This is a genomic window from Paraburkholderia sp. JHI869 (assembly GCF_038900775.1).
Lineage (GTDB): Bacteria > Pseudomonadota > Gammaproteobacteria > Burkholderiales > Burkholderiaceae > Paraburkholderia.
In genome coordinates this window covers 668,344-690,457 of sequence record NZ_JAYMSC010000002.1, presented here as the reverse complement: position 1 = coordinate 690,457, position 22,114 = coordinate 668,344, and the positions used below count along the sequence as shown (strand labels likewise).

The 22,114-nt window shown below is 64.0% G+C and carries 20 protein-coding genes; 11 read left to right on the top strand and 9 right to left on the bottom strand.

Annotation, left to right across the window (positions count from 1 at the left end; genetic code table 11):
• Positions 1-7: 7 nt before the first annotated feature.
• The 6 genes from VSR72_RS06325 to VSR72_RS06300 form a co-directional block, all read right to left on the bottom strand.
• Positions 8-1,276, bottom strand: a complete 1,269-nt coding sequence (locus tag VSR72_RS06325) for a crosslink repair DNA glycosylase YcaQ family protein (protein WP_342951530.1) — start codon at positions 1,274-1,276, stop codon at positions 8-10.
• Positions 1,269-3,014 carry an FAD-dependent oxidoreductase gene (locus VSR72_RS06320; RefSeq protein ID WP_342951529.1) on the bottom strand — a complete coding sequence of 582 codons (1,746 nt, stop codon included), beginning with the start codon at positions 3,012-3,014 and terminating at the stop codon, positions 1,269-1,271. The genes VSR72_RS06325 and VSR72_RS06320 overlap by 8 nt, the downstream gene beginning before the upstream one ends.
• Before the next feature lie 46 nt (positions 3,015-3,060).
• Positions 3,061-4,050 (bottom strand): DedA family protein/thiosulfate sulfurtransferase GlpE, encoded by a 990-nt coding sequence (locus VSR72_RS06315; protein ID WP_342951528.1) that lies wholly within the window; start codon positions 4,048-4,050, stop codon positions 3,061-3,063.
• Between the two features lie 253 nt (positions 4,051-4,303).
• Positions 4,304-4,549, bottom strand: coding sequence for a hypothetical protein (locus VSR72_RS06310; protein WP_028207914.1), 246 nt, complete (start codon positions 4,547-4,549; stop codon positions 4,304-4,306).
• 123 nt (positions 4,550-4,672) lie between these two features.
• On the bottom strand, positions 4,673-4,897 hold the full coding sequence (locus tag VSR72_RS06305) for a hypothetical protein (RefSeq protein WP_342951527.1): 225 nt from the start codon (positions 4,895-4,897) through the stop codon (positions 4,673-4,675).
• A 100-nt stretch (positions 4,898-4,997) separates the two neighbouring features.
• On the bottom strand, positions 4,998-6,647 hold the full coding sequence (locus VSR72_RS06300; RefSeq protein ID WP_342951526.1) for a methyl-accepting chemotaxis protein: 1,650 nt from the start codon (positions 6,645-6,647) through the stop codon (positions 4,998-5,000).
• Positions 6,648-7,246: 599 nt separating this feature from the next.
• Between VSR72_RS06300 and VSR72_RS06295 the strand changes: the two genes are divergently transcribed.
• Positions 7,247-7,555: a hypothetical protein gene (locus VSR72_RS06295; RefSeq protein ID WP_342951525.1), complete on the top strand. Its 309-nt coding sequence runs from the start codon at positions 7,247-7,249 to the stop codon at positions 7,553-7,555.
• A 147-nt stretch (positions 7,556-7,702) separates the two neighbouring features.
• Positions 7,703-8,569 carry a transporter substrate-binding domain-containing protein gene (locus tag VSR72_RS06290; RefSeq protein ID WP_342951592.1) on the top strand — a complete coding sequence of 289 codons (867 nt, stop codon included), beginning with the start codon at positions 7,703-7,705 and terminating at the stop codon, positions 8,567-8,569.
• Between the two features lie 58 nt (positions 8,570-8,627).
• Here VSR72_RS06290 and VSR72_RS06285 read toward each other — a convergent pair whose 3' ends face one another.
• Positions 8,628-9,923 (bottom strand): gallate dioxygenase, encoded by a 1,296-nt coding sequence (locus VSR72_RS06285; protein WP_342951524.1) that lies wholly within the window; start codon positions 9,921-9,923, stop codon positions 8,628-8,630.
• Positions 9,924-10,031: 108 nt separating this feature from the next.
• On the opposite strand from VSR72_RS06285, the gene VSR72_RS06280 reads away from it, so the two are divergent.
• From VSR72_RS06280 to VSR72_RS06265, 4 genes are all read left to right on the top strand, one after another.
• Positions 10,032-11,045: a LysR substrate-binding domain-containing protein gene (locus VSR72_RS06280; RefSeq protein WP_342951523.1), complete on the top strand. Its 1,014-nt coding sequence runs from the start codon at positions 10,032-10,034 to the stop codon at positions 11,043-11,045.
• Between the two features lie 375 nt (positions 11,046-11,420).
• Positions 11,421-13,622 (top strand): TonB-dependent siderophore receptor, encoded by a 2,202-nt coding sequence (locus tag VSR72_RS06275; RefSeq protein ID WP_342951522.1) that lies wholly within the window; start codon positions 11,421-11,423, stop codon positions 13,620-13,622.
• Between the two features lie 140 nt (positions 13,623-13,762).
• Entirely contained in the window at positions 13,763-14,446 is a 684-nt protein-coding gene (locus VSR72_RS06270) for a Fe2+-dependent dioxygenase (RefSeq protein ID WP_342951521.1), read from the top strand.
• Positions 14,443-15,153, top strand: coding sequence for a PepSY-associated TM helix domain-containing protein (locus VSR72_RS06265; protein WP_342951520.1), 711 nt, complete (start codon positions 14,443-14,445; stop codon positions 15,151-15,153). The genes VSR72_RS06270 and VSR72_RS06265 overlap by 4 nt, the downstream gene beginning before the upstream one ends.
• A gap of 54 nt (positions 15,154-15,207) precedes the next feature.
• Here the strand turns inward: VSR72_RS06265 and cobF are convergent, their stop codons facing one another.
• Complete coding sequence (cobF, locus tag VSR72_RS06260; RefSeq protein ID WP_342951519.1) at positions 15,208-15,981, bottom strand: precorrin-6A synthase (deacetylating); 774 nt, start codon at positions 15,979-15,981, stop codon at positions 15,208-15,210.
• A 162-nt stretch (positions 15,982-16,143) separates the two neighbouring features.
• On the opposite strand from cobF, the gene VSR72_RS06255 reads away from it, so the two are divergent.
• On the top strand, positions 16,144-16,731 hold the full coding sequence (locus VSR72_RS06255) for a LysE family translocator (protein WP_342951518.1): 588 nt from the start codon (positions 16,144-16,146) through the stop codon (positions 16,729-16,731).
• Between the two features lie 16 nt (positions 16,732-16,747).
• Here the strand turns inward: VSR72_RS06255 and VSR72_RS06250 are convergent, their stop codons facing one another.
• The gene (locus VSR72_RS06250; protein WP_342951517.1) at positions 16,748-17,575 is read right to left on the bottom strand and encodes an AraC family transcriptional regulator; all 828 of its coding nucleotides are present in this window, start codon (positions 17,573-17,575) and stop codon (positions 16,748-16,750) included.
• Between the two features lie 136 nt (positions 17,576-17,711).
• Here VSR72_RS06250 and VSR72_RS06245 point away from each other — a divergent pair, with 136 nt between their 5' ends.
• The 4 genes from VSR72_RS06245 (at position 17,712) to VSR72_RS06230 (ending at position 22,109) form a co-directional block, all read left to right on the top strand.
• On the top strand, positions 17,712-18,254 hold the full coding sequence (locus VSR72_RS06245) for a GNAT family N-acetyltransferase (RefSeq protein WP_342951516.1): 543 nt from the start codon (positions 17,712-17,714) through the stop codon (positions 18,252-18,254).
• Positions 18,255-18,443: 189 nt separating this feature from the next.
• Complete coding sequence (locus VSR72_RS06240) at positions 18,444-20,813, top strand: HAMP domain-containing protein (RefSeq protein ID WP_342951515.1); 2,370 nt, start codon at positions 18,444-18,446, stop codon at positions 20,811-20,813.
• A 19-nt stretch (positions 20,814-20,832) separates the two neighbouring features.
• A complete protein-coding gene (locus tag VSR72_RS06235) occupies positions 20,833-21,579 on the top strand; it encodes a methyl-accepting chemotaxis protein (protein ID WP_342951514.1) in 747 nt (248 codons plus the stop codon).
• The gene (locus VSR72_RS06230; RefSeq protein ID WP_342951513.1) at positions 21,576-22,109 is read left to right on the top strand and encodes a hypothetical protein; all 534 of its coding nucleotides are present in this window, start codon (positions 21,576-21,578) and stop codon (positions 22,107-22,109) included. Before VSR72_RS06235 ends, VSR72_RS06230 begins: the two co-directional genes overlap by 4 nt.
• The last annotated feature ends 5 nt before the right edge of the window (positions 22,110-22,114 follow it).

Genomic DNA, 22,114 nt, shown 5'->3' with positions numbered 1-22,114 from the left:
CGCACGCTCACTCAGCCAGCAGGGCGGCCGCGAGGCCGTCCGGCGCCGTGCCGATGCGTAGCTCCGGCGTGCCGTGCCAGTCCGCGCAACGCTGCAGCGCCCGGCGCAAGTCGGCCACCAGACGGCCGCTCGCGCGCACGCCGGGCTCCAGATGCAGCGACTTCACCTCGAACACCTGCTGCGCCCGATGCGCCTTGGCGTCGATGCGCCCGACCAGTCGCCCGCGGTTCAATATCGGCAGTACGAAGTAACCGTACTTGCGCTTCGCAGCCGGCACATAGCACTCCATGGCGTAGTCGAAATCGAATAGCGCCAGCGCGCGCTTGCGGTCCCACACCACTGGGTCGAAGGGCGAGAGCAGGGTCGTGACCGTGGAGGCGAGCTTGCCGCTCGCCGTTTCGTCGATGAGCGTCGCGTGATCGCGATGCACGAACGCGTCGTGCTTCCAGCCTTCCACGCGCACCGGCAGCAACTCGCCCGCGTCTGCGAGCGCGTGCAACTCGTCGGCGTACGGGCGGCGCGGCAGGCGGAAGTAGTCCGCGGCCCAGTCCGCGCGGATCACGCCGAGCGCGCGGCACGAGCGCAAGAGCAGCTCGCGTTCCGCTTCGGCGCGTGGCGGCAGGTCGCGTGCGTCGTTCCAGTGCGGCAGCACGCGCTCGGCCACGTCGTACACACGCTGGAAGTTGTGCCGCTGGGCGACCATCAGCTCGCCGGTTGCGAACAGCACTTCCAGATGCCGCTTCTCCGGCTTCCAGTCCCACCAGCCGTTGCCCTTGTCGCCCTCGGCGCGCGCGAAGTCGGCGGAACGCACGGCGCCTTCGGTGCGGATGCGCTCGAGCAGCGCGTCGATTTCGTCGCGGTACTGGTCGTGCCATTCGGCTGCGTATTTCCAGCCCATGCCGGAAGGATCGAGCATGCGATGGCGCAGCAGCCCGTAGTCTTCGATCGGCAGGAAGCAGGCCTCGTGCGCCCAGTACTCGAACAGGCGCCCTTGCGCGAGATGCGCGTCGAGCCAGGCCGGCTCGAACGCGCCAATGCGGCTGAACAGCACGAAATAAGGACTGCGCGCGACCACGTGGATCGTGTCGATCTGCAATTGCGCCATGCGGCGGATCGCGTCGAGCACGTCGTCTTGCGTGGCCTTGCGGCGCGGCGGCGCGAGCAGCCCTTGTGCCGCGAGGTGCAGCGTGCGAGCCGCCGCGAGCGGCAGGATCGGCGTCGAACTGGCGTGGGCAACCTTGGACGCTTCTGCAGCGTCCGCAACTCGCTCACACATGGACGCCCGCAACCACCGTCGCCGGCCGCAGCGCAGCGAGCCGTTGATGGATTTGCGCGACCACGGCCGCGCCTTCGCCCACCGCCGCGGCCACGCGCTTGGTCGAGCCCGCGCGCGCGTCGCCGATCGCGTAGACGCCTTCGACCGAAGTCGCGAGACTGCACGACTCGTTATCGCCGGTCAGCACGAAGCCGTGCGGGTCGAGCTTCACGCCGCACGCGCGCAGCCAGCCCGTGTTCGGGTCGGCGCCCGTGAAGAGGAACAGGTGGCGCGAATCGAAATGGTCGACACCTTCCGGGCACGGCATCTTCAGACGCACCGCCGCGAGGCCGCTGTTGTCTTCGTCGAGGCCGCCAATCTCGCTGTGCCCATGCACTCGCACGTTCGAGAGCGAGGCGATCCGGTCGATCAGATAACGTGACATCGTCGATTCGAAGCCGGCCTTGCGGATCAGCACGTCGATCTGGCGCGCATGCGTGGAGAGATAGACGATCGCCTGGCCCGCCGAATTGCCGCCGCCCACGAGCACGATGTTTTCGTGCTTGCAGAGCTTCGCCTCGACCGGCGAGGCCCAGTAGTAGATACCGCGCCCTGTATAGCGGTCGATGCCCTCGATGGCCGGCTTGCGGTACACGGCACCGCTCGCGATCACGACGGTATGCGCGCGCACATCGCCGCTGCAGGTTTCCAGCCGGCGCGGTTCTTCATCGCAGAACAGCTTGCGCACCGTGACCGGAATGGCCACGTGCGCGCCGAACTTCTGCGCCTGCACGAACGCGCGGCCCGCGAGCGCCTGGCCCGAGATACCGGTGGGAAAGCCCAGATAGTTTTCGATGCGCGAACTGGCGCCCGCCTGGCCACCGGGCGCGCGCGAGTCGAGCACGATCACCGAGAGGCCTTCGGAAGCCGCATAGACCGCAGTGGCAAGACCGGCCGGGCCCGCGCCCACCACGCAGACGTCATAGATGCGCTCGCCGTTGAGTTCGGGCAGGATGCCGAGGCACGTGGCCAGTTCGGGCGCACTGGGGTGGCGCAGCACCGAGCCGTCGGGGCAGATCACGAGCGGCAAGTCCTCGCAGCGCGCGGCGAAACGCTCGACCAGGCGGAGCATGCATTCGTCGCGCTCGTCGAGCACCGAATACGGATGGCCGTTGCGCGAGAGGAAGCCTTGCAGCGAAACGAGCGCGGGATCGTCGTGCTTGCCCAGGAGAATTGGGCCGCCCGCGCCCTTTTCGATCAGCGAGACGCGGCGCAGGATCAGCGCGCGCACGATGCGCTCGCCGAGTTCGGCTTCGGCGACGATGGCCGCGCGCAGCTGCTCGGGCGGAATCAGGATTGCATCCACAGATTCGAGCGCCAGGCCGTCCACGAGCGCCGGGCCGCCCGAAAGCTGGCCCACTTCGGCGAGAAAATGCCCGCGCCCATGCTCGACGATGAGCCGCTCGCGGCCCAGCCCGTCGCGCTGGAACACTTTGACCGAACCGGAGAGCAGCACGAACATGCCGGGGCCGGTTTCGCCCGTATGAAAGAGCAGTTCTCCCGTCGCATAGTGGCGTTGCTCGCCGAAACGCGCGAGGCGCGCGATCTCTTCGTCGGTGAGCTCGGGGAACATCTGGTGGCGCCGCGAGGAAAGCGTCGAGAACGGTGCCTCGGCGGGTTGCGGCTGCGTGTCGGAGTGGCGGCTCGCGGAAGGAAGTTCCGCGGATTCCGGAACCTCGGCTTCGGTGATCGTGCCCATCTGGCGGTTCTCCTCGTGCGGGCGGCTCGGGAGCGGGCCGCCCGGATCAGACAGCTTTAGGCGTGATGTTGACCGGGACGTCGGCGTGGGCGTGCAACTGGAGCGACTCGAGCGTGCGGCCGGCATCGCGCCACGCGTCGAGGCCGCCAAGAAGCGGCACCACATCGGTAAAGCCAGCCTCGACGAGCTTCTTCGCCATCCAGGCCGCGGATATTTCATTGGGGCACGAGCAGTAGATCACGAGCTTCTGGTCGTTCGGATATTTGCCGACGATGTCTTCGAGCTTGCGCTCGTCGGCGAATAACGCGCCCGGAATGATGTACGGATCGAGCTTGCGCTTTTCTTCAGAACGAATGTCGAACACCACGGGAGGCGGCTTGGCGCCCATCGCATGGTAGAGGTCTTCCACCGTGATGCGCGCGTTCGCGAGCTTCTTGATGAGCTGGCGGCGGCGCTGCCAGCGGTAGGTCGCGTAGAGCACCAGCAGCACGACGATCACGACGAAGGCGAAGCGGCCAAGGCGGCTTGCGCCGCTCATCAGCATATCGATCTGCGGTGCGAACATCACGCCGATGAGCAGACCGGTGCCGGACCACAGCGCCGCGCCAATGCCGTCGAAGCCGACGAACTGGCGATAGGGCACGCCCATCGCGCCGGCCAGCGGCACGGAAACGAGCGACAGCCCCGGCACAAACTTGGCGACGGCGAGCACGCGCACGCCCCAGCGGCCGAAAAAGCGTTCGGTTTTTTTCACGCAGGTGTCGCGTGAGAGCGAGAGCTTGCAGAGCGTCTTGAGCGTGTTGCCGCCGTAGAGGCGCCCGGCCAGGAACCACACGCTGTCGCCAATCAGCATGGCGATAATGGCGAGCCCAAGCACCGGCGCGACCTGCTGGCCGATCGAACCGGGATGCATGGCCGCCATTGCGCCGAACAATACGAGCGCGGGCATCGCGGGCACGGGCAGCCCAAGCGATCCGGCAAGCACATTGATGAACACCAGCGCAGGCCCGTATTGCGCGATGAGGTCATGTAGCATCGGCTTACTTCCGTTGCGCGTTTAAGCGAGGAACGGGAAAGATAGGAGGGTAACGTAAAGATTATGGACGCATTTCGAAGGCGTGCAAGCGACCCCCTCTACGCGCGAGAGAATGCCTGCCGAGTGGGGCAGGCATGTGAAAAAAGCGCCGGATTGAAAAGCGCCAAGCAAAAAGCGCGAGGTGAGCGCAAAGCGACAGAACGCGGCACAGCAGACAACGCGTGCCGCGTTCGTGGCGCCGCTTTGCGTGCGCTTAGCGCGTGTGTGATTCCCCGGGCAGTTCGGCGCCTTGTGCGCGAATTGCCGCGATCAGCTCGGCCGGCGTGATTTCGTAACGCACTTCGCGATGGATGCCCGGCTTGCGCTCGTCGACTTCGACCAGCAAGAGGCTTTTGCCGTCGGCCGCCGATTCGAGGCGCAGTGAACGCAGTTCGCGTCCGGTCGCGTCGTCATGCTCGGTGAGCAGGGTCATGTTTCCGGAAGACCCGGTCGTGCGCATTGATGTTGTCCTCGTGCGTTGGGTGGTCGAGCCATTGTACGGGGTCGGCTGCGCGGCGTGTTCATGCAAGTGAGCGCAGACACACACAGCGAGATCGCTGTGGCGCGACCCGGGCCAGCCAGTTTAACGCGACTCGCCTTTGCAACGCCCGTTTTTGCGCGCCCTGCAACGGGCCATGCGAAATGCGTTGCGCGTTGCACCGCTGTCATGGTTGCGAAGCAAACCGATGCCAGGCGCGAGCGTATGCACCAAGAAAAAACGGCTCACCCGGGCAGGCCAGGTGAGCCGTTGAAACGCCGTTGTTACTCGGATCAGCAAACCGTGGTACGGCTTGCTGACGGTGTTCATGGTGCCGTCCGTCCGCCGCGCTGTCGAGATGGGACTAACGCCGATCTCTCAGACCAATAGACGAAGCGGTTCGACGGATCTTGCGGCGCAGTGCCGGCCGTTATGCCGCGACGTCCTCGGCCACTTCGGCAAGATTGACTGGCTGGCGGTGCGCTGGCGTGCGAGCCGGCTTCGCGCGCTTTGGCGCCTCTGCGCCCGCCACGGTGAACAGGCGCACGGCTTCGTCGAGCACGTCGGCCTGTTCGGCGAGCCGCTGCGCCGTGGCGGCGGCCTGCTCGACGAGCGCGGCGTTCTGCTGCGTGGCGCTGTCCAGATGCGCCACGGCCTGGTTGACCTGGCGGATGCCCTCGGCCTGCTCGCCGCTCGCGTTCGCGACCTCGGTGATGATCGACGAGACGCGGCTCACGGCTTCGTCGATCGAGCGCATCTGCGCGGTCGTGTTGCCGACGAGGCGCGTGCCCTCTGCGATCTCGGTCACGCTGGCGTCCACGACCTGCTTGATCTCCTTGGCCGACGCCGCGCAGCGCTGCGCGAGCATGCGCACCTCGCCCGCCACGACGGCGAACGAGCGGCCCTGCTCGCCGGCGCGCGCGGCTTCGACGGCGGCGTTGAGCGCGAGGATGTTGGTCTGGAACGCGATGCCGTCGATCACGCCGGTGATGTCGCTGATGCGGCGCGACGCGTCGGTGATGCCCGTCATCGTGCGCTCCATTTGAGCGGCGATCGAGCCGCCCTCGGCGGCGGCGGACTGCGCGTCGCGCGCGAGATCGAGCGCGCGGGCGCTGGCTTCGGCGTTGGCCTGCACGGTGGTCGTCAACTGATCCATCGTGGCGGCGGTTTCTTCGAGCGATGCGGCCTGCATTTCGGTGCGGCGCGAGAGATCGAGATTGCCGCTCGAGATTTCGTGCGCGGCGTCGAGCATGCCGTCGATCTGCGAACGCACGTCGAACACGATGGCCGTGAGATTGGCCTGCAACTGGTTGAGCGCCTGGAGCACGTCGCCGAGGTCGTCGTTCGTGGCGACCGCGAGCGTGGCCGTGAGGTCGCCCGCGGCCATGCGCGTGGAGGCCGTGGTCATTTGCGCGAGCGGTGCGCCGAGGTGGCGCGTGGTGAGACGCCAGGCGCCGAGCGCGCAGACGCACGCCGCGCCAAGCGCGCCCCAGAAGGGCAGCGGCGGTAGACCTTGCCACGCGGCGAAGCCGGCAGCGGCGAACACGGCCGGCACGGCGCCATAGCCGAAGGCAATGCGCGTGGCGACAGGCACGCGCAAGAGCGACTGCAGCGCGCCCACGAGGCCTGTGCGCACCACGGAGCCGTGGCGCAGTCGCGCGCCTTGCATACGGCCCTCGCGCATTTGCGCGTAGAAGGCTTCGGCCGCGCGGACCTCCTCGCGCGTGGGCTTCACGCGCACGCTCAAATAGCCGACCACCGTGCCTTGCTCCGAGACGGGCGTGACGTTCGCGCGTACCCAGTAGTGGTCGCCAGTCTTGCGGCGGTTCTTGACGATCGCGGTCCAGGGGCGACCTTCGCGAACGGTGTCCCACAGGTCGGCGAACGCTTCGGCCGGCATGTCGGGATGGCGAATGATGTTATGCGCCTTGCCTATCAGTTCTTCTTTCGTAAAGCCGGACACCGCGACGAACGCAGGATTGCAGTACTGAATGCGGCCCTTGAGGTCGGTGGCCGAGACGAGCATCTGCGAAGCGGGATAGTCGAATTCCTGTTGCGTGACGGGTTGATTGTTGCGCATGAGATTCCTTCGATGGGGCCGCTTGAGACCCAACAACACAGCGAGGCATAACGGCATTTCCCTTACAAACTTTAGGGGTATGCCCGCTTTGGGTGCGTGTGAGGCACGTATGAACCGATCTGTGCGCAGCGAGAAAATCTGTTGTGCTATCAATGGATTGGCGTGGATGTTGGGGGGCGTATGCACAGACTTTTCCCCGTTAACTGTGGACAAGTCCAGTGCCTCCAAAACGTGCAACTTCTCTGTCGCGTGGAGCATTGACGTTTGCGATCAGGGACTTAGGTTCGCTGTCCAGAAGTTGTGCACAGGGCTGCCAACAAAATCTGTGGAAAAGATGGGTGCGCGTCGAGGTCGTTCGAGGCGCTGTTGCCGCGATTCGGAACGCAGTGGGTTAACCGAGACGCATCAAGGACTTGATGCGGTCTTCCAAAGGTTACGCACAGGGCTGCCAACAAAATTTGTGGACAAGTCATGGTGCGCGGAACGCTTCGTGTTGCCAACGAAACCAGCCTCACCTGCCGCACAAGTTTTCGGGATGAACAATTTCGAGCCGGTGCGAAGATAGCCGCCCCTCGTCCCCCACGCCGGCGGTCCTTGCAATGAAACTCCCCACGCTATTCAAGTCGCTGTTCGATTTCGAAGCGGAGCACCCGTCGCCCGATGCGATGCCCGAGCCTTCACCTGAGCCGAATCCGCAACCGCACCCCGATGTGCAGTCGCAAGTCCAATCCGTTCAGGTCGACGAATCGACGCATGAGCCCGACCCGCTGCTCGACGCTATCGACGCTCTCGGCAACATCGTGCTTGCGCTCGACGCCCAGCTTCGCGAAGAGCGTTGCAATAGCGCGCAACTGCGTAGTTGCTTGAACGACGAGCTAACGGCGCTTCGCACGGTGCTCCTTCACTAGCGACTTAACCTTGAGTTATGTCGACGCAACCGATTTCATTTGCAGCATCGCTTCGACGCATGAATACTCGGGAGCGGCGCACAGAGCGTCGAAGGACCATCCGGAGGAGACTCAATGAAAAAAGTTGCAACGCTCGCAGCCGTCGTCATGGGATGCACGTATCTCGCGCCGGTTCAGGCGCAAGACGCCACGAGCGCTACCCTCAAAAAAATCCGCGATACAGGCGTGATTTCCCTGGGCGTACGGGAATCGTCGGTGCCGTTCTCCTACTACGACAGCGAGCAGCACACGATCGGCTATGCCCAGGACATCGCGCTGAAGATCGTCGACGAGGTGAAAAAGGAGCTGAAGCTCGACAAGCTCACGGTCAAGGAAATTCCGATCACTTCGCAGAACCGCATTACGCTGGTGCAGAACGGCACGATCGATATCGAGTGCGGCTCGACCACGCACACCAAGGAGCGCGACAACCAGGTCGCGTTCACGAACAGCTTCTTTCAATATGGCGTGCGCCTGATCGCGAAGAAGGATTCGGGCATCAAGGACTTTCCCGATCTCGCGGGCAAGACGGTTGTGACGACGGCGGGCACGTCGGAAGACCGGCTGCTGCGCGAAATGAACAACGACAAGAAGATGGGCATGCAACTCATCGCCGCCAAGGATCACGCCGAGTCGTTTCTCAACGTGAAGACGGGACGCGCAGTTGCGTTCGTCATGGATGAGCCGCTGCTGTACGGCGCGCGTGCCAAGGAAGCGAATCAGCAGGACTACCTGATCACTGGCACGCCGCCGCTCTCAGAGGTTTATGGCTGCATGGTGCGCAAGGACGACCCCGTCTTCAAGAAACTGGCCGATGGCGTGATCGCCCGCATGCAGACGTCGGGTGAAGCGGAACGGCTGTACACGAAGTGGTTTACGCAGCCTGTTCCGCCGAAGGGGATGAACCTGAACTATCCGTTGTCCAACGAGAATCGGGAGCTGTTTGCGCATCCGAATGATCGGGCGCTTGACTGATTGTCTCGCTGCGCTTCAACGCGGCGGCCACTTCGAAGCGGCCGCCGCGAACCCTCGCTTACTTCGCTTCCCCTTCCTGCCATTCGTCGGTTGCCTCCACATCCCCCGCCACCGAGTAAAGCACTCGCGTATTGCGCGTCTTGAGGAAATCTTCAAGCGTCTCGCCACGCATGGCCGCATAGATGTGAAGGTTCGAAGTCCCAACGACTGCGCCAAGCTTTTCGAGCATGAAGAAGATCACGCCATAGTGAATCAGCCCACACCAGTCGCGGCGGCGCACGAGATCCTGTTCCTCCTCAGTGAGCCCGGCCTCGGCAAACGAGCGTTCCGGGTCGGCGAGAAACGCGCGCCGATTTCCCTCGTCGATCATCGCGTGGAGATACTTGTTCAGCCGGTACGCCTTCACACTCGATTCGAGCCCGAACGGATACGTGCCCGTGAGCTTCTCCGCTCCGGCCAGTTGCCGCGCCATGTGCTGGCGGTGCCGCGCCTGCGCTTCACCCACCGGCGCCATCGCCGTGTTCTCGAGCACGAGCGTGCCGATACCCGTCATCGAAGGCAGGTAGTAGCCGCTGTGCACCTTCTTCACGTTGCCGCTCAGCGCGCCGCGCATGATCAGCCACATGATGATCTCGGCGCCTTCGAGCCCGCCTAGTTGCGCATACTCGGCATGCGTCATTTCCGCGAGCGCTTGCGGGTCGTTCGTGATCGCGTCGAGGAAGCGGTGGTCCCAGTCCACGTTGTTGAAGCCCGCATGCTCGCCGTGCACCTGGTGCGAGAGGCCGCCCGTTGCCATCACGACCACGCGCAGGTCCTCAGGGTAGCTCTCGATCGCGCGGCGCAGCGCCTGGCCGAGCTTGAAGCAACGGCGCGCAGTGGGAATCGGGAATTGCAGCACGCCTACCTGCAGCGGCACCACGCGCGTGGGCCAGCCCGTTTCCGTGCGGTCGAGCAGGGCGGACATCGGCGAGAAGAAGCCGTGGTCGAGCGGCTTGTCCTGGAAGAACGACATGTCGAACTCGTCGCTCATGAGACTCGTGCCGATATGTCTTGCGAGCGCCGCGTGTCCGCCAATGGCGGGCAGGTCGCGCGCGCCGCCGCCTTCGTCGGCGACCTCATATTCGTTGCCGATGCCGAGCGCGAACGCCGAGTAGTGGTCGAAGAAGAACGACGTCACGTGGTCGTTGTAGACGTAGACGATGGCGTCGGGCCGCTGCTCGCGCAGCCAGCGCTTGACTGGCTCGAAGCTTTCGAAGATTGGCGCCCAGGCGGGGTCTTGCTCCTTGTGCGCGTCGTGCGCGAAGCCGATGGTCGGGGTGTGCGAAACGGCGATGCCGCCAACGATCGTGGCCATGTCTCCCTGCTCCTTGTTTGCGGGTGATTAATGTGGATGGCGCCAATGTAGAGTTGACTACAGGTTATGTAAATTGACTTATTCGCGAAAATTCCATAACTTCAGATTATGGAAAACAAAGAAACCCGGCGGCGTGCGCAGGCGCCCAGGAAGGCGGACCTCAACGCAGACGCTGCCCGCGAGGCGGCCGAAGAGGCGCAGCGGCAACTGGCGTCGAGGCTGCGGCTGCGGCATCTGAACTGTTTCGTGGCGATCGCCCAGGAGCGCACGCTCGCGCGGGCGGCCGCGCGTTTGCATTTGAGCCAGCCAGCCGTTTCGAAGACGCTCGTGGAACTCGAGGAATGGGCGGGCGTGCGCCTCGTCGAACGCGGCAGAAACGGCGCGGCGCTCACAGTGCAGGGCGAGCGCTTCCTGCGCTATGCGCTCGACGCCACGCGCGCGGTCGAGGCTTCCGCCCTCGCGCTCGCGCGGCAGGACGCGCATGCAGCGCCAGCGGTGCGCCTGGGCGCGTTGCCAACCGTGGCAACGGCGCTGCTGCCCGCGGCGCTCCTGCGTTTCAAGGCGTTGCGCCCGCAAGTGGGCGTGAAGATTCATACGGACTCAAATGCCGAACTCCTGCGTGCGGTGAAAGCAGGCGACCTCGACTTGATGGTGGGGCGGATGGCCGAGCCGGCGATGATGCAGGGCGTGTCGTTCGAATATCTCTACACGGAGTCACTCCTTGTCGTCGTGCGTGCGGGGCATCCGCTTGCGAACGAAAGCGTTGCGCCCGCGCTCGGTGCGTTGCTTGCGTTTCCGCTCGTGATCGCGGGCGAGCGCACCGCGCCGCGGCATCACACCGAAGCGTTTTTCGAAACGCATGGTTTCGCCGTGCCTGAAGGCGCTATCGAAACGCAGTCGGCCTCCGTAGCGCGCTTGATCGTTGCAGGATCGGACGCCGTTTGGATCGTGCCGCAGCGAGTCGCGCAAAGCGACATCGACACTGGCGTGCTCGTGCAGATTGACGTGCCGGCCCCGCAGGGCGTGGAGCCGATCGGCATTCTCAGGCGCAGCACCGCTACGCTCGACGAGGCGATTGGCGTACTCGCGCAGCAATTGCGCGAATGCGCTCAGGCGGCATAGCGCACGGCATCGGATTTTAATTCGTTATCCGAAATAATATCCTGACACCGTGCGAAATTCATCGGATGAATCAAGCTTGTAGCAACTTGATTTCAACGCGCAAATTACATTTTCCTTAATGCCGGCGCGTCTTTCCCAACCCTCCACCGAACTGTTGTTCAAACGCCGAAACCGATTGAAAGACAATGAAACATATGGAATGATATCGATTCTCATTACCGCGGAGCCTTCCGCGGCCAAACAACAAGATCAGCCAGCCTAGCGTCGATTCCCTCGGTCCTTTCGGGGCGGCCCAGCCAGCCAATCGACCCACGTCGTCCGCGCCAGTTATCCGCGCGTCGCACGGCCGGGTCATCTGCCGTGTACAGGGACCTCATGTTGAACCGGACGCCGCTCGCGAGTGCGCTCGCGCTGACCTTTGCTGTACCTTTCGCTTCGTCTGCACTTGCGCAAAGCGCGCCTGCTGCAGCAACGGCCGCTTCGGGGACGGCCGCCGCGCAGGCGTCCAGCACCGCGAACGCCACCACACTGCCGACGATCTCCGTGTCGAGCCAAAGCCAAAGCGATGCTCAGGACTTCCAGGCAGAACGTTCGACCGTCGGTGCCAAGACGCCCACGGCGCTGCGCGATATTCCGCAGACGGTTACGGTGATCAACAAGGCCGTGATGCAGTCGCAGGGCGCCACGTCGTTCCAGGACGCGTTGCGCAACGCGCCCGGTATCACGATCGGCGGCGCGGAAGGCGGCCAGATCGGCAACAACATCAATTTGCGCGGTTTCACGGCGCAAAACGACATCTACCTCGACGGCTTTCGCGACCGCAACCAGTACTACCGCGACACCTTCGACCTCGAATCGATCGAAGTGCTCTACGGCCCCTCGTCGATGCTGTTCGGCCGCGGCTCCACGGGCGGCGTGATCAATCAAGTCACGAAGCAGGCGAACCTCAAGCCGCTCACCGAAGTCTCGACCACCATCGGCACCGACGACCGCTATCGCGCGGCGCTCGACGTGAATCGTCCGCTCGGCGATCACGCTGCATTTCGGCTGAATGCATTCGGCCAGTCGATGGGCTCGACGCGCGACGTAATGAAAAACAAGGACTACGGTTTCGCGCCCGAACTGCGCTTTGGCATTGGCACGCCGACCGAAGTCACGATCTCGGCGCTCATCCAGCACAACTACGACATGCCGGACTACGGCGTGCAGGCGGTCAACGGCCATCCGTTCGCGCCTTCGAAAAGCACGTTCTACGGCCTCACCGACGACCGCACGATTCAGGACGTGCAGACGGTTCAGGCGCGCGTGGATCACCGTTTCAACGACCAGTTCAAGATCACCAACCAGACGCAGTTCTCGCACTCGCTCACCGACGCGCGCGAAACCGCGCCTGGCGCGGTGCTGACGGGCCCGCTCTCTTCGAGCACGGCGCTCAAGAACGGCAACTTCACGAACCTGCCGCTCGAAGACCTGTACATCAAGCTGGCGAGCCACGATCGCGTGATCGAAAACCACTCGATCTACAACGATACGATGGCGCAATACAAGTTCACTACGGGCTTCCTGAAGCACGAGATGCTCGCGGGCATCGAGGTGGGCCACGACAGCTACACGAATCAGGCCTACACGCGCAACAACCTGCCGATTCTCTCGCTGCTCGACCCGGTCTACATGTCGACGCCCTCGAACGTCACGACGACAGTAGGCAATCACGCGGAGTCGGGCGCAAACACGTTCGCGGCGTACTTCAACGAAACGATGTCGATCGGCGAGCACTGGAAGCTCATTGGCGGCGTGCGTTGGGATCGCTTCCAGGCGCACATTGCGAACACGATCAACGCGCCGCTCTACGCGGACCAGACGAATACGTTCACGAGCGTACGGGCGGGGGCGATCTATCAGCCGACCGACTGGCAGTCGTATTACTTCTCGTACGGCACGTCGTTCGATCCGTCGCTCGAAGCGCTAACCGTCACGAACAATACGCAGAACCTCTCGCCCGAACATACCAAGTCGTATGAAGTGGGTGCGAAGTGGGACCTGCTGGGCGGCAATCTTTCGGTTACCTCGGCATTTTTTCAGCAGGAGATGGACAACGCGCGTACGCAAACGTCGACTGGCGAGTACACGCTCGAAGGCGATATTCGCGTGCGCGGTTTCCAGGCGGGCGCAACCGGCCACATCACCAACAAGTGGCAGGTGTTCGCAGGCTACACGTACATGGACGGCGTGGTTCTCAAGGCGCTCGACGGCACTCAGGGCAATACGCCCGCGAATACGCCGCGCAATACCTTCACGTTGTGGACCACCTACGCGTTCACGCCGCATTGGGAAATTGGCGGCGGCCCGACCTATATGTCGGCGCGTTACGCAGCGAACACGAATTACGTGGAAACCGGCGGCTACACGCGCTGGGACGCGACGGCCGCGTACCACGAGAAGAAGTGGGACGTGCGGCTGAATCTGCTGAATCTCACCAACAAGTTCTACTATGACGCCCTCATTCAGTCGGACGGCGGGCGCGCTGTGCCGGGTATTGGCCGCACGTTCCTTGCGACGGCCGATTACCGGTTCTGACGCCGCCGTGTTAAGCGTGCGTCGCGCCTTTTGCGTGCCATCACGCGAAGCCCGCATAATGCGGGCTTTTTGCGCAACTGCGCGTATGTGCAAGAGCGCGGCCGCTTTGCCGCTTATACGGCACAACGAAGGAATTGACGATGCTGGTTCACGTCCCTGATGTACTGACGCCCGAGCAGGTGCACACGCTGCGCGCGCGGCTCGACAACGCAGGCGACGCCTGGGTGGACGGCCGCGCAACGGCCGGATGGTCGGGCGCGCCCGTGAAGCGCAACGCGCAGATCGCCGAGCACACGCCCATCGCGCGGGAGCTTGGCGACATGGTGCTCGCGGCCATCGAGCGCAATCCGCTTTTCATCAGCGCGGCGCTGCCCAACCAGGTGTATCCGCCGCTCTTCAACCGCTATGAAGGCGGCATGACGTTCGGCAGTCACGTGGATGGCGCAGTGCGTGTGCTGCCCAACGGCGTGAAGCTGCGCACCGACGTTTCCTGCACGCTCTTTCTCTCGTCGCCCGATGAATACGAGGGTGGCGAACTCGTGGTCGAAGACACCTACGGCGTGCAAGAGGTGAAGCTGCCCGCAGGCGACATGATCGTCTATCCGGCCACGAGCCTGCACCAGGTCACGCCGGTTACGCGCGGTGTGCGCGTGGCGAGCTTCTTCTGGGTGCAAAGCCTCGTGCGCGATGACACCAAACGCGCGCTGCTCTTCGACATGGACACCGCTATCCAGCGCCTGAACGCGAGCGACGCCGACGCCCAGGCGCGGCGCAGCCTCGTGGGCTGCTACCACAATCTTTTGCGACTCTGGAGTGAAACATGAGCTTTCCCGAAACCGCCGAGATCGACGCGCCGGCAACGCCGCGCACGCGTCTCGACGCCGAACAGCGCGACGATCGCGCGAAGCGTTCGCGCCGCGCGACCTTCATCAAGTGGCTGCGCAAGGTGCACGGCTGGGTGGGTCTGTGGGGCGCGGCGCTCGGCCTGCTGTTCGGCGCAACGGGGGTCGTGCTCAATCATCGCGCCGAGCCGCTGCGCATTTCACCGGGCGCGCCGCAAGTCTCGACGGTGCAGATTGCCGTGCCTGACCCCGCACCCGAAACGCCGCGCGAGATGGTGAAATGGCTGCGCTCGCAACCGGATTTGAAGCTGCCCGCACGCATGGGCCGCGTGCAGAAGGAGCCCGAGCACAACGTGGCCTGGGGCGATCGCACGGTTGTGCAGCCCGAGCATTGGCAGATGATGTTCACGTCGCCCGGCGAGAGCGTGATGGTCGAGTACTGGGTGGGCAACGACAAGCTCACGCTCAAGCGCAACGACAACTCGCTCGTCTCGACGATCACGAACCTGCACAAGGGCACGGGCATGAGCGTCGGCTGGGTGCTCTTTATCGACAGCTTCGCGGGTGCGCTCATTCTGCTTTCGCTCACGGGCGTGCTGCTGTGGACGGAGCTGAACAAGCGCAAGACGGCGGGCGCCGTGCTGTTGTTCGGCTCGATTATCGTGGCCGTGTGCGTGGGGCTGGCGTAAGCGCAAACGTGTGAATCCAGCAACGGGCGCGAACGTTTCGCGCCCGTTTTCGTTTCAGTCTTTCACACCGCGCTTGCGCAGCAAATACGTGTCCATGATCCAGCCGTTCGCGTCGCGCGCCTGGGCGCGAACACGGACGATCTCGTCTTTCACGTCGTCGAGGCGGCCCGACATCAGGATCTCGTCGGGCGTGCCGACATAAGCGCCCCAGTAGATATCGAGTTCCTCGCCCGCGAGTTGCGCATACGCGTTCTGCGCGTCGAGCATGACCACCGCGCTTTCCACGTCCTGCGGAAAGCCGCCCTCCGCGAGCCGCCTTCCCGTCGTGATGCTTACTGGCTTGCCGATGAAGTTGAGTGGCACACGATGCTTCGCCGCGAGCGCCTGCACGCTGCTGATGCCGGGAATCACCTCGAAGTCGAATGCGAACCGCGCTTCGGCCAGGATCGAATCGAGAATGCGGATGGTGCTGTCGTAGAGTGACGGATCGCCCCATACAAGGAACGCGCCGCATTGGCCGTCCATCAATTCCTCTTCGATCAGGCGTTCGAATACACGCTGCTTGTCGCGGTTGAGTTCGTCAACTGCAGCCTTGTAATCGAGGCCTTCGTCGCGGCGGCGCTCAGGGCTCGTCGCCTCCACGATGCGATAGTCGTGGTCCTTGATGAAGCGCGCGCAGATTTCCTTGCGCAGCGCGACGAGCTTGTCTTTGGCCGCGCCCTTGTCCATCACGAAGAACACGTCGGCGGCATTGAGCGCTTCGATTGCCTGCACGGTCAGGTACTTCGGGTCGCCGGCGCCGATGCCGATGATGAGGATCTTTTTCACGTTGCAGTTCCGAAAATGGGAGTCGCCAGTGCGGCGCAATGATAGCGCGAGTTTCGCGCCGTGCCGCGCCCGTGCACATGGGCAATTTTCTTCAATACGCGAGCGGCGCGCGCGTCTACCCTCGACGCTTACCAATCCCAAATGGGCATAGCGAGGAAAACCGTGAGTACTGCCTTGTCGATGGCCGCCTTTGCGCTGGCCACTTCCATCACCCCTGGACCCGTGAATATCGTCGCGTTGAGCGCGGGCGCGCGCTATGGGCTGCGCGCGAGCCTGCGCCACGTGACCGGCGCCACGGTGGGCTTCACATTGTTGCTGCTGCTGATCGGCCTCGGCATGCATGAGTTGCTGGCGCGCTTGCCGTTTCTCACACGCGCGCTCGAATGGGCGGGCGTGGCCTTCCTGCTTTACGTGGCGTACCGGCTCGCCGCCGACGATGGCCGCATCGATTCCCCGAACGCCGCGCGCGGTCCCTCGCTGATAGTGGGCGCCACGATGCAATGGCTCAATCCCAAGGCGTGGCTCGCCTCGGTGGCGGGCATGGGCTTATATGCGGCTTCCGGCGAGAATGCGCTCGTCTGGCAGTTCGCCGCGATCTATTTCGGGGTGTGCTATGTGTCGATTGCGTGCTGGGCGTGGGCAGGTGCTTCGCTGCGCCAGGCCTTGCGCGAACCGTCGCGCGTACGTTTCGTGAACCGCGCGATGGCGTTGTTGCTTGCGGGCAGTGCGGTTTGGCTGGTGCTTGCCTGAGCGTGCGGCGGTTGCGTTAGCCGCGATATTGGCCCGGCGTCGCGGCAACGAACTGGCGAAACGCACGCTGCAGATGCGCCTGATCGGCGAAACCGGCTTGCGCCGCGACATCGGCAATGGCGTGCCCGCGGCGCAGTTGTGCGCGGCTGAACTCGATGCGACGGTTCACGACATACGCGTGCGGCGTCATGCCGTACTGCTCGCGAAACGCGCGGATGAGGTACGAGGGCGAAAGATCGGCGGCGGCGCAGATTTCTTCGAGCTTGAGCGCGCGCGTGTAGTTGCCGTCGATGAATTCTGCTGCGCGCGCGAGGCGCTCGTTTGGTTCGCGTGCGCTGACCGGCGCAGGATTGAGCGACTGTTGAAGCCTGGAGAAATAGGCTACGACGGCGCATTCCTTGCGCAACGCCGACTCATTCGGATCGACGAGCAGTTCATAGAGTGCGTTGAGCCCTTCGAATAAATCGCGCTCCCAGGACAAGGTCTGTTCGAACGGGCGAAAGCCTTCGTGCGCGCCGAAGCCCAAATCGTGTTGCAGTTTTGCGAGCCACGCCGTGTCGAGATAGAACATGCGATAGGCCCAGGGTTCGTCCGCGGCCGGGTTGCATGCGTGCACCACTTCCGGGTTGACGACCACCACCGCGCCCGCGCTGATATGCGAGAGCGTGCTGCCGTTCAGATAGGTGCTGCGCCCGCCCGTGACCGCGCCGATCGAGAACGTGCTGTGCGCGTGACGGCCATAGCGGACCTTGCGGCCGTCTGCGATTGCGCGCAGTTCGATGAACGGCAGATTTGCATCGCGCCAGAAGTAGGGCTGCGCGTCGGACGTCGTGGCTTGCGGCATGGAAGACCTCGGAGTGATGCTGCGTGCATGACGCGACGCAGGTGGTCCATATTAGCGCAAGGGGAGAAAGCCGGGGGACGTGATAGGCTTGTTCGAATCGCGCGGGTCATTCCCTTTCTATTGCCAGGCACTGCACATGAACGAAACGAAGCCGACGAATACAACGATTCGCCCGTTGAACGAGCAAGATGCCGAGGCGTTTCACGCCATGCGTTTGTACGCCACAGAAAATTATCCTGCCGGTATCGTCCCGACTTACGAAGAGGAATCGAAACGCTCGCCCGAAGAAAGCAGAGCCAGGGTGCGCGCCACTGAGAATCAGGTCGTGTTCGGCGCATTCGCTGGCGACAAGCTCGTCGGAATCACGGGGCTCATGCGCGAACCACGTCGCAAGCTCGCACACAAGGGGCTCATCTGGGGCGTCTTTGTCGATCCCGCATGGCGGGGCGCCGGCGTTGCAAGGCAATTGATGGAGGGCGCCATCGCTCACGCTCGCGCGCTCGGCTTGCTGCAAGTGCAACTGGTGGTGAGCGTGTTGAACCCCCGCGCTCAGGCCCTCTACCGCTCATGCGGCTTCGTGCGCTATGGCGTGGAACCACGCGGCCTGTGCATCGACGGCGAGTACGCCGACGACGAACTCATGGTGCTCTTTCTCGACGATCCAGCCGTGCCCGACTAAGCACGACAGTCATTGCCGCTCAGTGCACACAATGTGTGGCGTAACGCACAGCGCATTCAGCCGAATCATGCTCGGTCATCATTTCGTCATACCTGAGCGTCGATAATCCACCGCGAATAAATTGGCCAACGTGTCCCGAGCCGCGCAACCATAGCGCGGCCGGCGCGACGAAGGCCCGGGGATTTCGACATGACCATTCGTCACCGCATCACGCTACTCATCGTCCTGATGTTCGTCGCGTTGTCCGCCATCGGCGGCTATGCTGCCTACCAGGCCCGCCGCAGCGCCACCGACGTCCGCCAGGTTACCCAGGGCGTCGTGCCAAGCGCACTCGCCTCATCCGACCTCGTGGCGCTCGTCAAAGACGTGCAGCTCGCCACCATGACGCTCGTCTACGCACCCGACGCCACGGTCGCGTCGCTCGCGCAAAACGAGCTCAAGGACAAGGAAGCGGCGTTGCGCGCCGCGCTCGACGTGCAGCGCAAGGCGGCAGCGAGCCACGCGCAGGAAGGTCTCGTTTCGCAGGCGCAGGAAAGCCTGACGAACTACTTCTCTGCCATCGACGACACCGCGAAGATGAAGGCGAGCGGCAAGAACGAGCTCGCACAGGCCTATCTCTTCGCGAACGTCGCGCAGTACCGCGACGAGCTCGAAGGCATCGTCACGACGATGCGCGTGGAAAAGAACCGCCAGAAAGACGACGCGATCCGCACGCTCAACGGCACGCTCGACACCACGACGAGCGCGATTGCGGGCGTGACGGGCGGCGCGATTCTGCTGCTCACGCTGATCGGCTCGCTACTCTACCGCCAGATCACCCGGCCGCTTTCGCGCATGCAGGCCATGATGAGCGAGATCGCATCGAGCCAGGACTTCACGCGCCGCGTACCCGTGGGCCGCATGGACGAAATCGGTCATTCGATCGTCGCGTTCAACGGCATGATCGAGAAGATCCAGCAGAGCTCCGCGCAGCTCAAGCGCAAGACCGCCGACATTCAGGCCATGTTGCAGAACATGCAGCAGGGCATTCTCACGGTGGTGGAAGGCGCGACGATCCACAACGAATACTCCGCGTATCTCGAGGCAATCTTCGAAACGAACGAGATTGCGGGCCGTTCGCTCATGGACCTCGTGTTCTCGCATACGCATCTCGACGCCGACACGCTCTCGCAAATCGACGCCGCCGTGCAGGCCTGCCTGGGCGAAGACGACGTGAACTTCGCGTTCAACCAGCACCTGCTCGTGAACGAAATCACGCGCACGCTGCCCGATGGCCGCGCGAAGGTACTCGACCTGAGCTGGTCGGCGATTACCGACGAAAACGACGTGGTCGTGCGCCTCATGCTGTGCGTGCGCGACGTGACGGAGCTGCGCGAACTCGCGGCCGAAGCCGGCGAGCAAAAGCGTCGCCTCGAAATGATCGGCGAAATTCTCGCCGTGAGCGAAGAGAAGTTCCAGCATTTCGTCGATAGCTCGACGAGCTTCATTCACGAGAACGAGCACATCATTCGCCAGCACGACTGCGCGGACACGGGCGCGATTGCCGCGCTGTTCCGCAACATGCACACGATCAAGGGCAATGCGCGCACGTACAGCCTGCAGCATCTCACGGGCGTGGTGCACGAAGTCGAGCAGCGCTACGACGCGCTGCGCCGTGAAGACACGAGCCACACGTGGGACCAGCAGGCGCTCATCTCCGATCTGGAGCGCGTGAAGGCGGCGCTCGAGCACTATTCGAACATCAACGAAGTGAGCCTTGGGCGCGGCCCGCGTGCGGCTGGCGCGCAAACCGGCGCGGCGAGCCTCACCATTACGCGTGAAGCGATCGAAGAGACGCTGCGCATCGTCGATCGCACCGACGACAACGACCTGCCCGCGCTGCGCGCGATGCGCGCCGAACTGCGCGTCACGCTGCGCGCCATCGGCACCGAGCGCGTGGCCGATGCGCTCGCGGGCGTGACCGGCTCGCTGCCCTCGCTTGCTGAGGAGCTCGGCAAGGCCGCCCCGGCGGTGAAGATCGAGGACAACGGTTATCGCCTGCGCAGCGAGGCCGCCGGCACGGTGAAGAACGTGTTCATGCACCTGCTGCGCAACTCGCTCGACCACGGCATTGAAATGCCGGCGCAACGCCGCGCGATCGGCAAGGACGAGTCGGGGCATATCGACATCGACGCGAACGTGCAGAACGGCGCGCTGCAAATGACGCTCGCCGACGACGGCCGCGGCCTCGCGCTCGCGCGCATTCGCGGCATTGCGATCGAGCGCGGCTGGTTGCAGGCGTACGAACCGGTGAATGACGAAGCGATCGCGGCGTTCATCTTCCGCCCCGGCTTTTCGACGGCGACGAACGTGACCGAAGTCTCGGGCCGCGGCGTGGGCATGGACGCGGTGCGCGATTTCCTCGAGCGCGAGGGCGGGGCAATCGAACTGCGTTTCACCGACGAGCGCGTGGGCGCCGATTACCGGCATTTCCAGACCGTCGTGCGTTTGCCGCAGCAGTGGGCTGTCAAGACGGCGGATGCAACGCAAGCTAAGCAAGAGGAAGCGCTGGCGGGCTAAGCGCATGGCGGGGGTGGCAGTGGTCTTACCGTATTTGATCGAAGGCGCGGCTATCGTCGCGTTGGCGGCCGGCGTGGCCGCGGCGCGGCACAAGCGCGCTCAAAAGCAGGCACGCAACGAAGCGCGCGCGCAGGACGCGGCACGCGCTGACGTGCTTGCACAGGCCGAAGCGCGCCACACGGCGCAGCAGGACGAAGCCGCGCGCGAACACGCAGCGCTGGCGGCTCAGATCGAGTCGCTGCGAGCTGAACTTGCGCAGCGCAAGTCCGTGGCCGACGCGCTCGAAGCGGCGCTCGCCAGCGAGCGCGCGCAACGCGACGACGCCATGCAGCACGCCGCACGCATTGCGAGCGAGGCATCGCGGCTGAAGCTCATGTCGTCGACGTTCGAGCGCTGGCACGAGCAGATGATCTCGCTGATGGCGCAGAACAACGACATGCACAAAAAGAACCAGGAGCTGTCGTCGATCGTGAGCCATGTGCTCATCGTCTCGCTCAACGCTTCGATCGAAGCGGCGCGCGCGGGCGCGGCCGGGCGCGGCTTCTCGATCGTCGCGGGCGAAGTGCGTTCGCTCGCCACGCGCTCGCAGGATCTGTCGAAGAGCTATCGCGACAGCCTGAACCGCAACGACCTCATCACCGCCGCGACGTTCCAGGACATCCAGGCGGGCGGCAAGATGATCGCGGCGACGCTCGCGAGCGTGGAAGCGTCGTCGCAGCAGCTGCATCACCAGCTCGAAGCGACGCGCGCCGGGGCGCACGCATGATCGGCACGCACGCGAAAGACAGCATCGAGCGGATTTTTTTCGCGGCTGCGCGCATGCGTCTCGTGACCGATGCCCAGCACAACTGCGAAATCGAGCCGCGCGCGGGTGACGCGCCCTTGGGCGAGCACCTGGTCGTCCTGACGATTTCGTCGATGCAGTTCCGCCTGCTGCTGCTCCTGCACTTCGAAGACGACGAGGCCACGCAACGCTATTACGTGGGCGACGCCTCGCGTGCGCTCACCGAATGCTTCATGGAGTTCGGCAACCTGTGCTGCGGGGCGATGAACCAGCAACTGGTCGAGCATTTCCCCGACCTCGGCATGTCCACGCCCTATGCGCTCAGCAGCGACTGCCTGCCGTATCTGCGCGAACTGAAGCCGGATTACGTGCAGTCGTATGCGCTCACGATCGATCACGACGTGCGGCTCGGCGCCACGCTGTGCGTCTGCACGCAGGCGCCGCTCGATTTTGTGGCGAGCACTGCCGCCGTCGAGGCGCACGACAGCGCGGGCGAACTCGAATTGTTTTGAAGGCA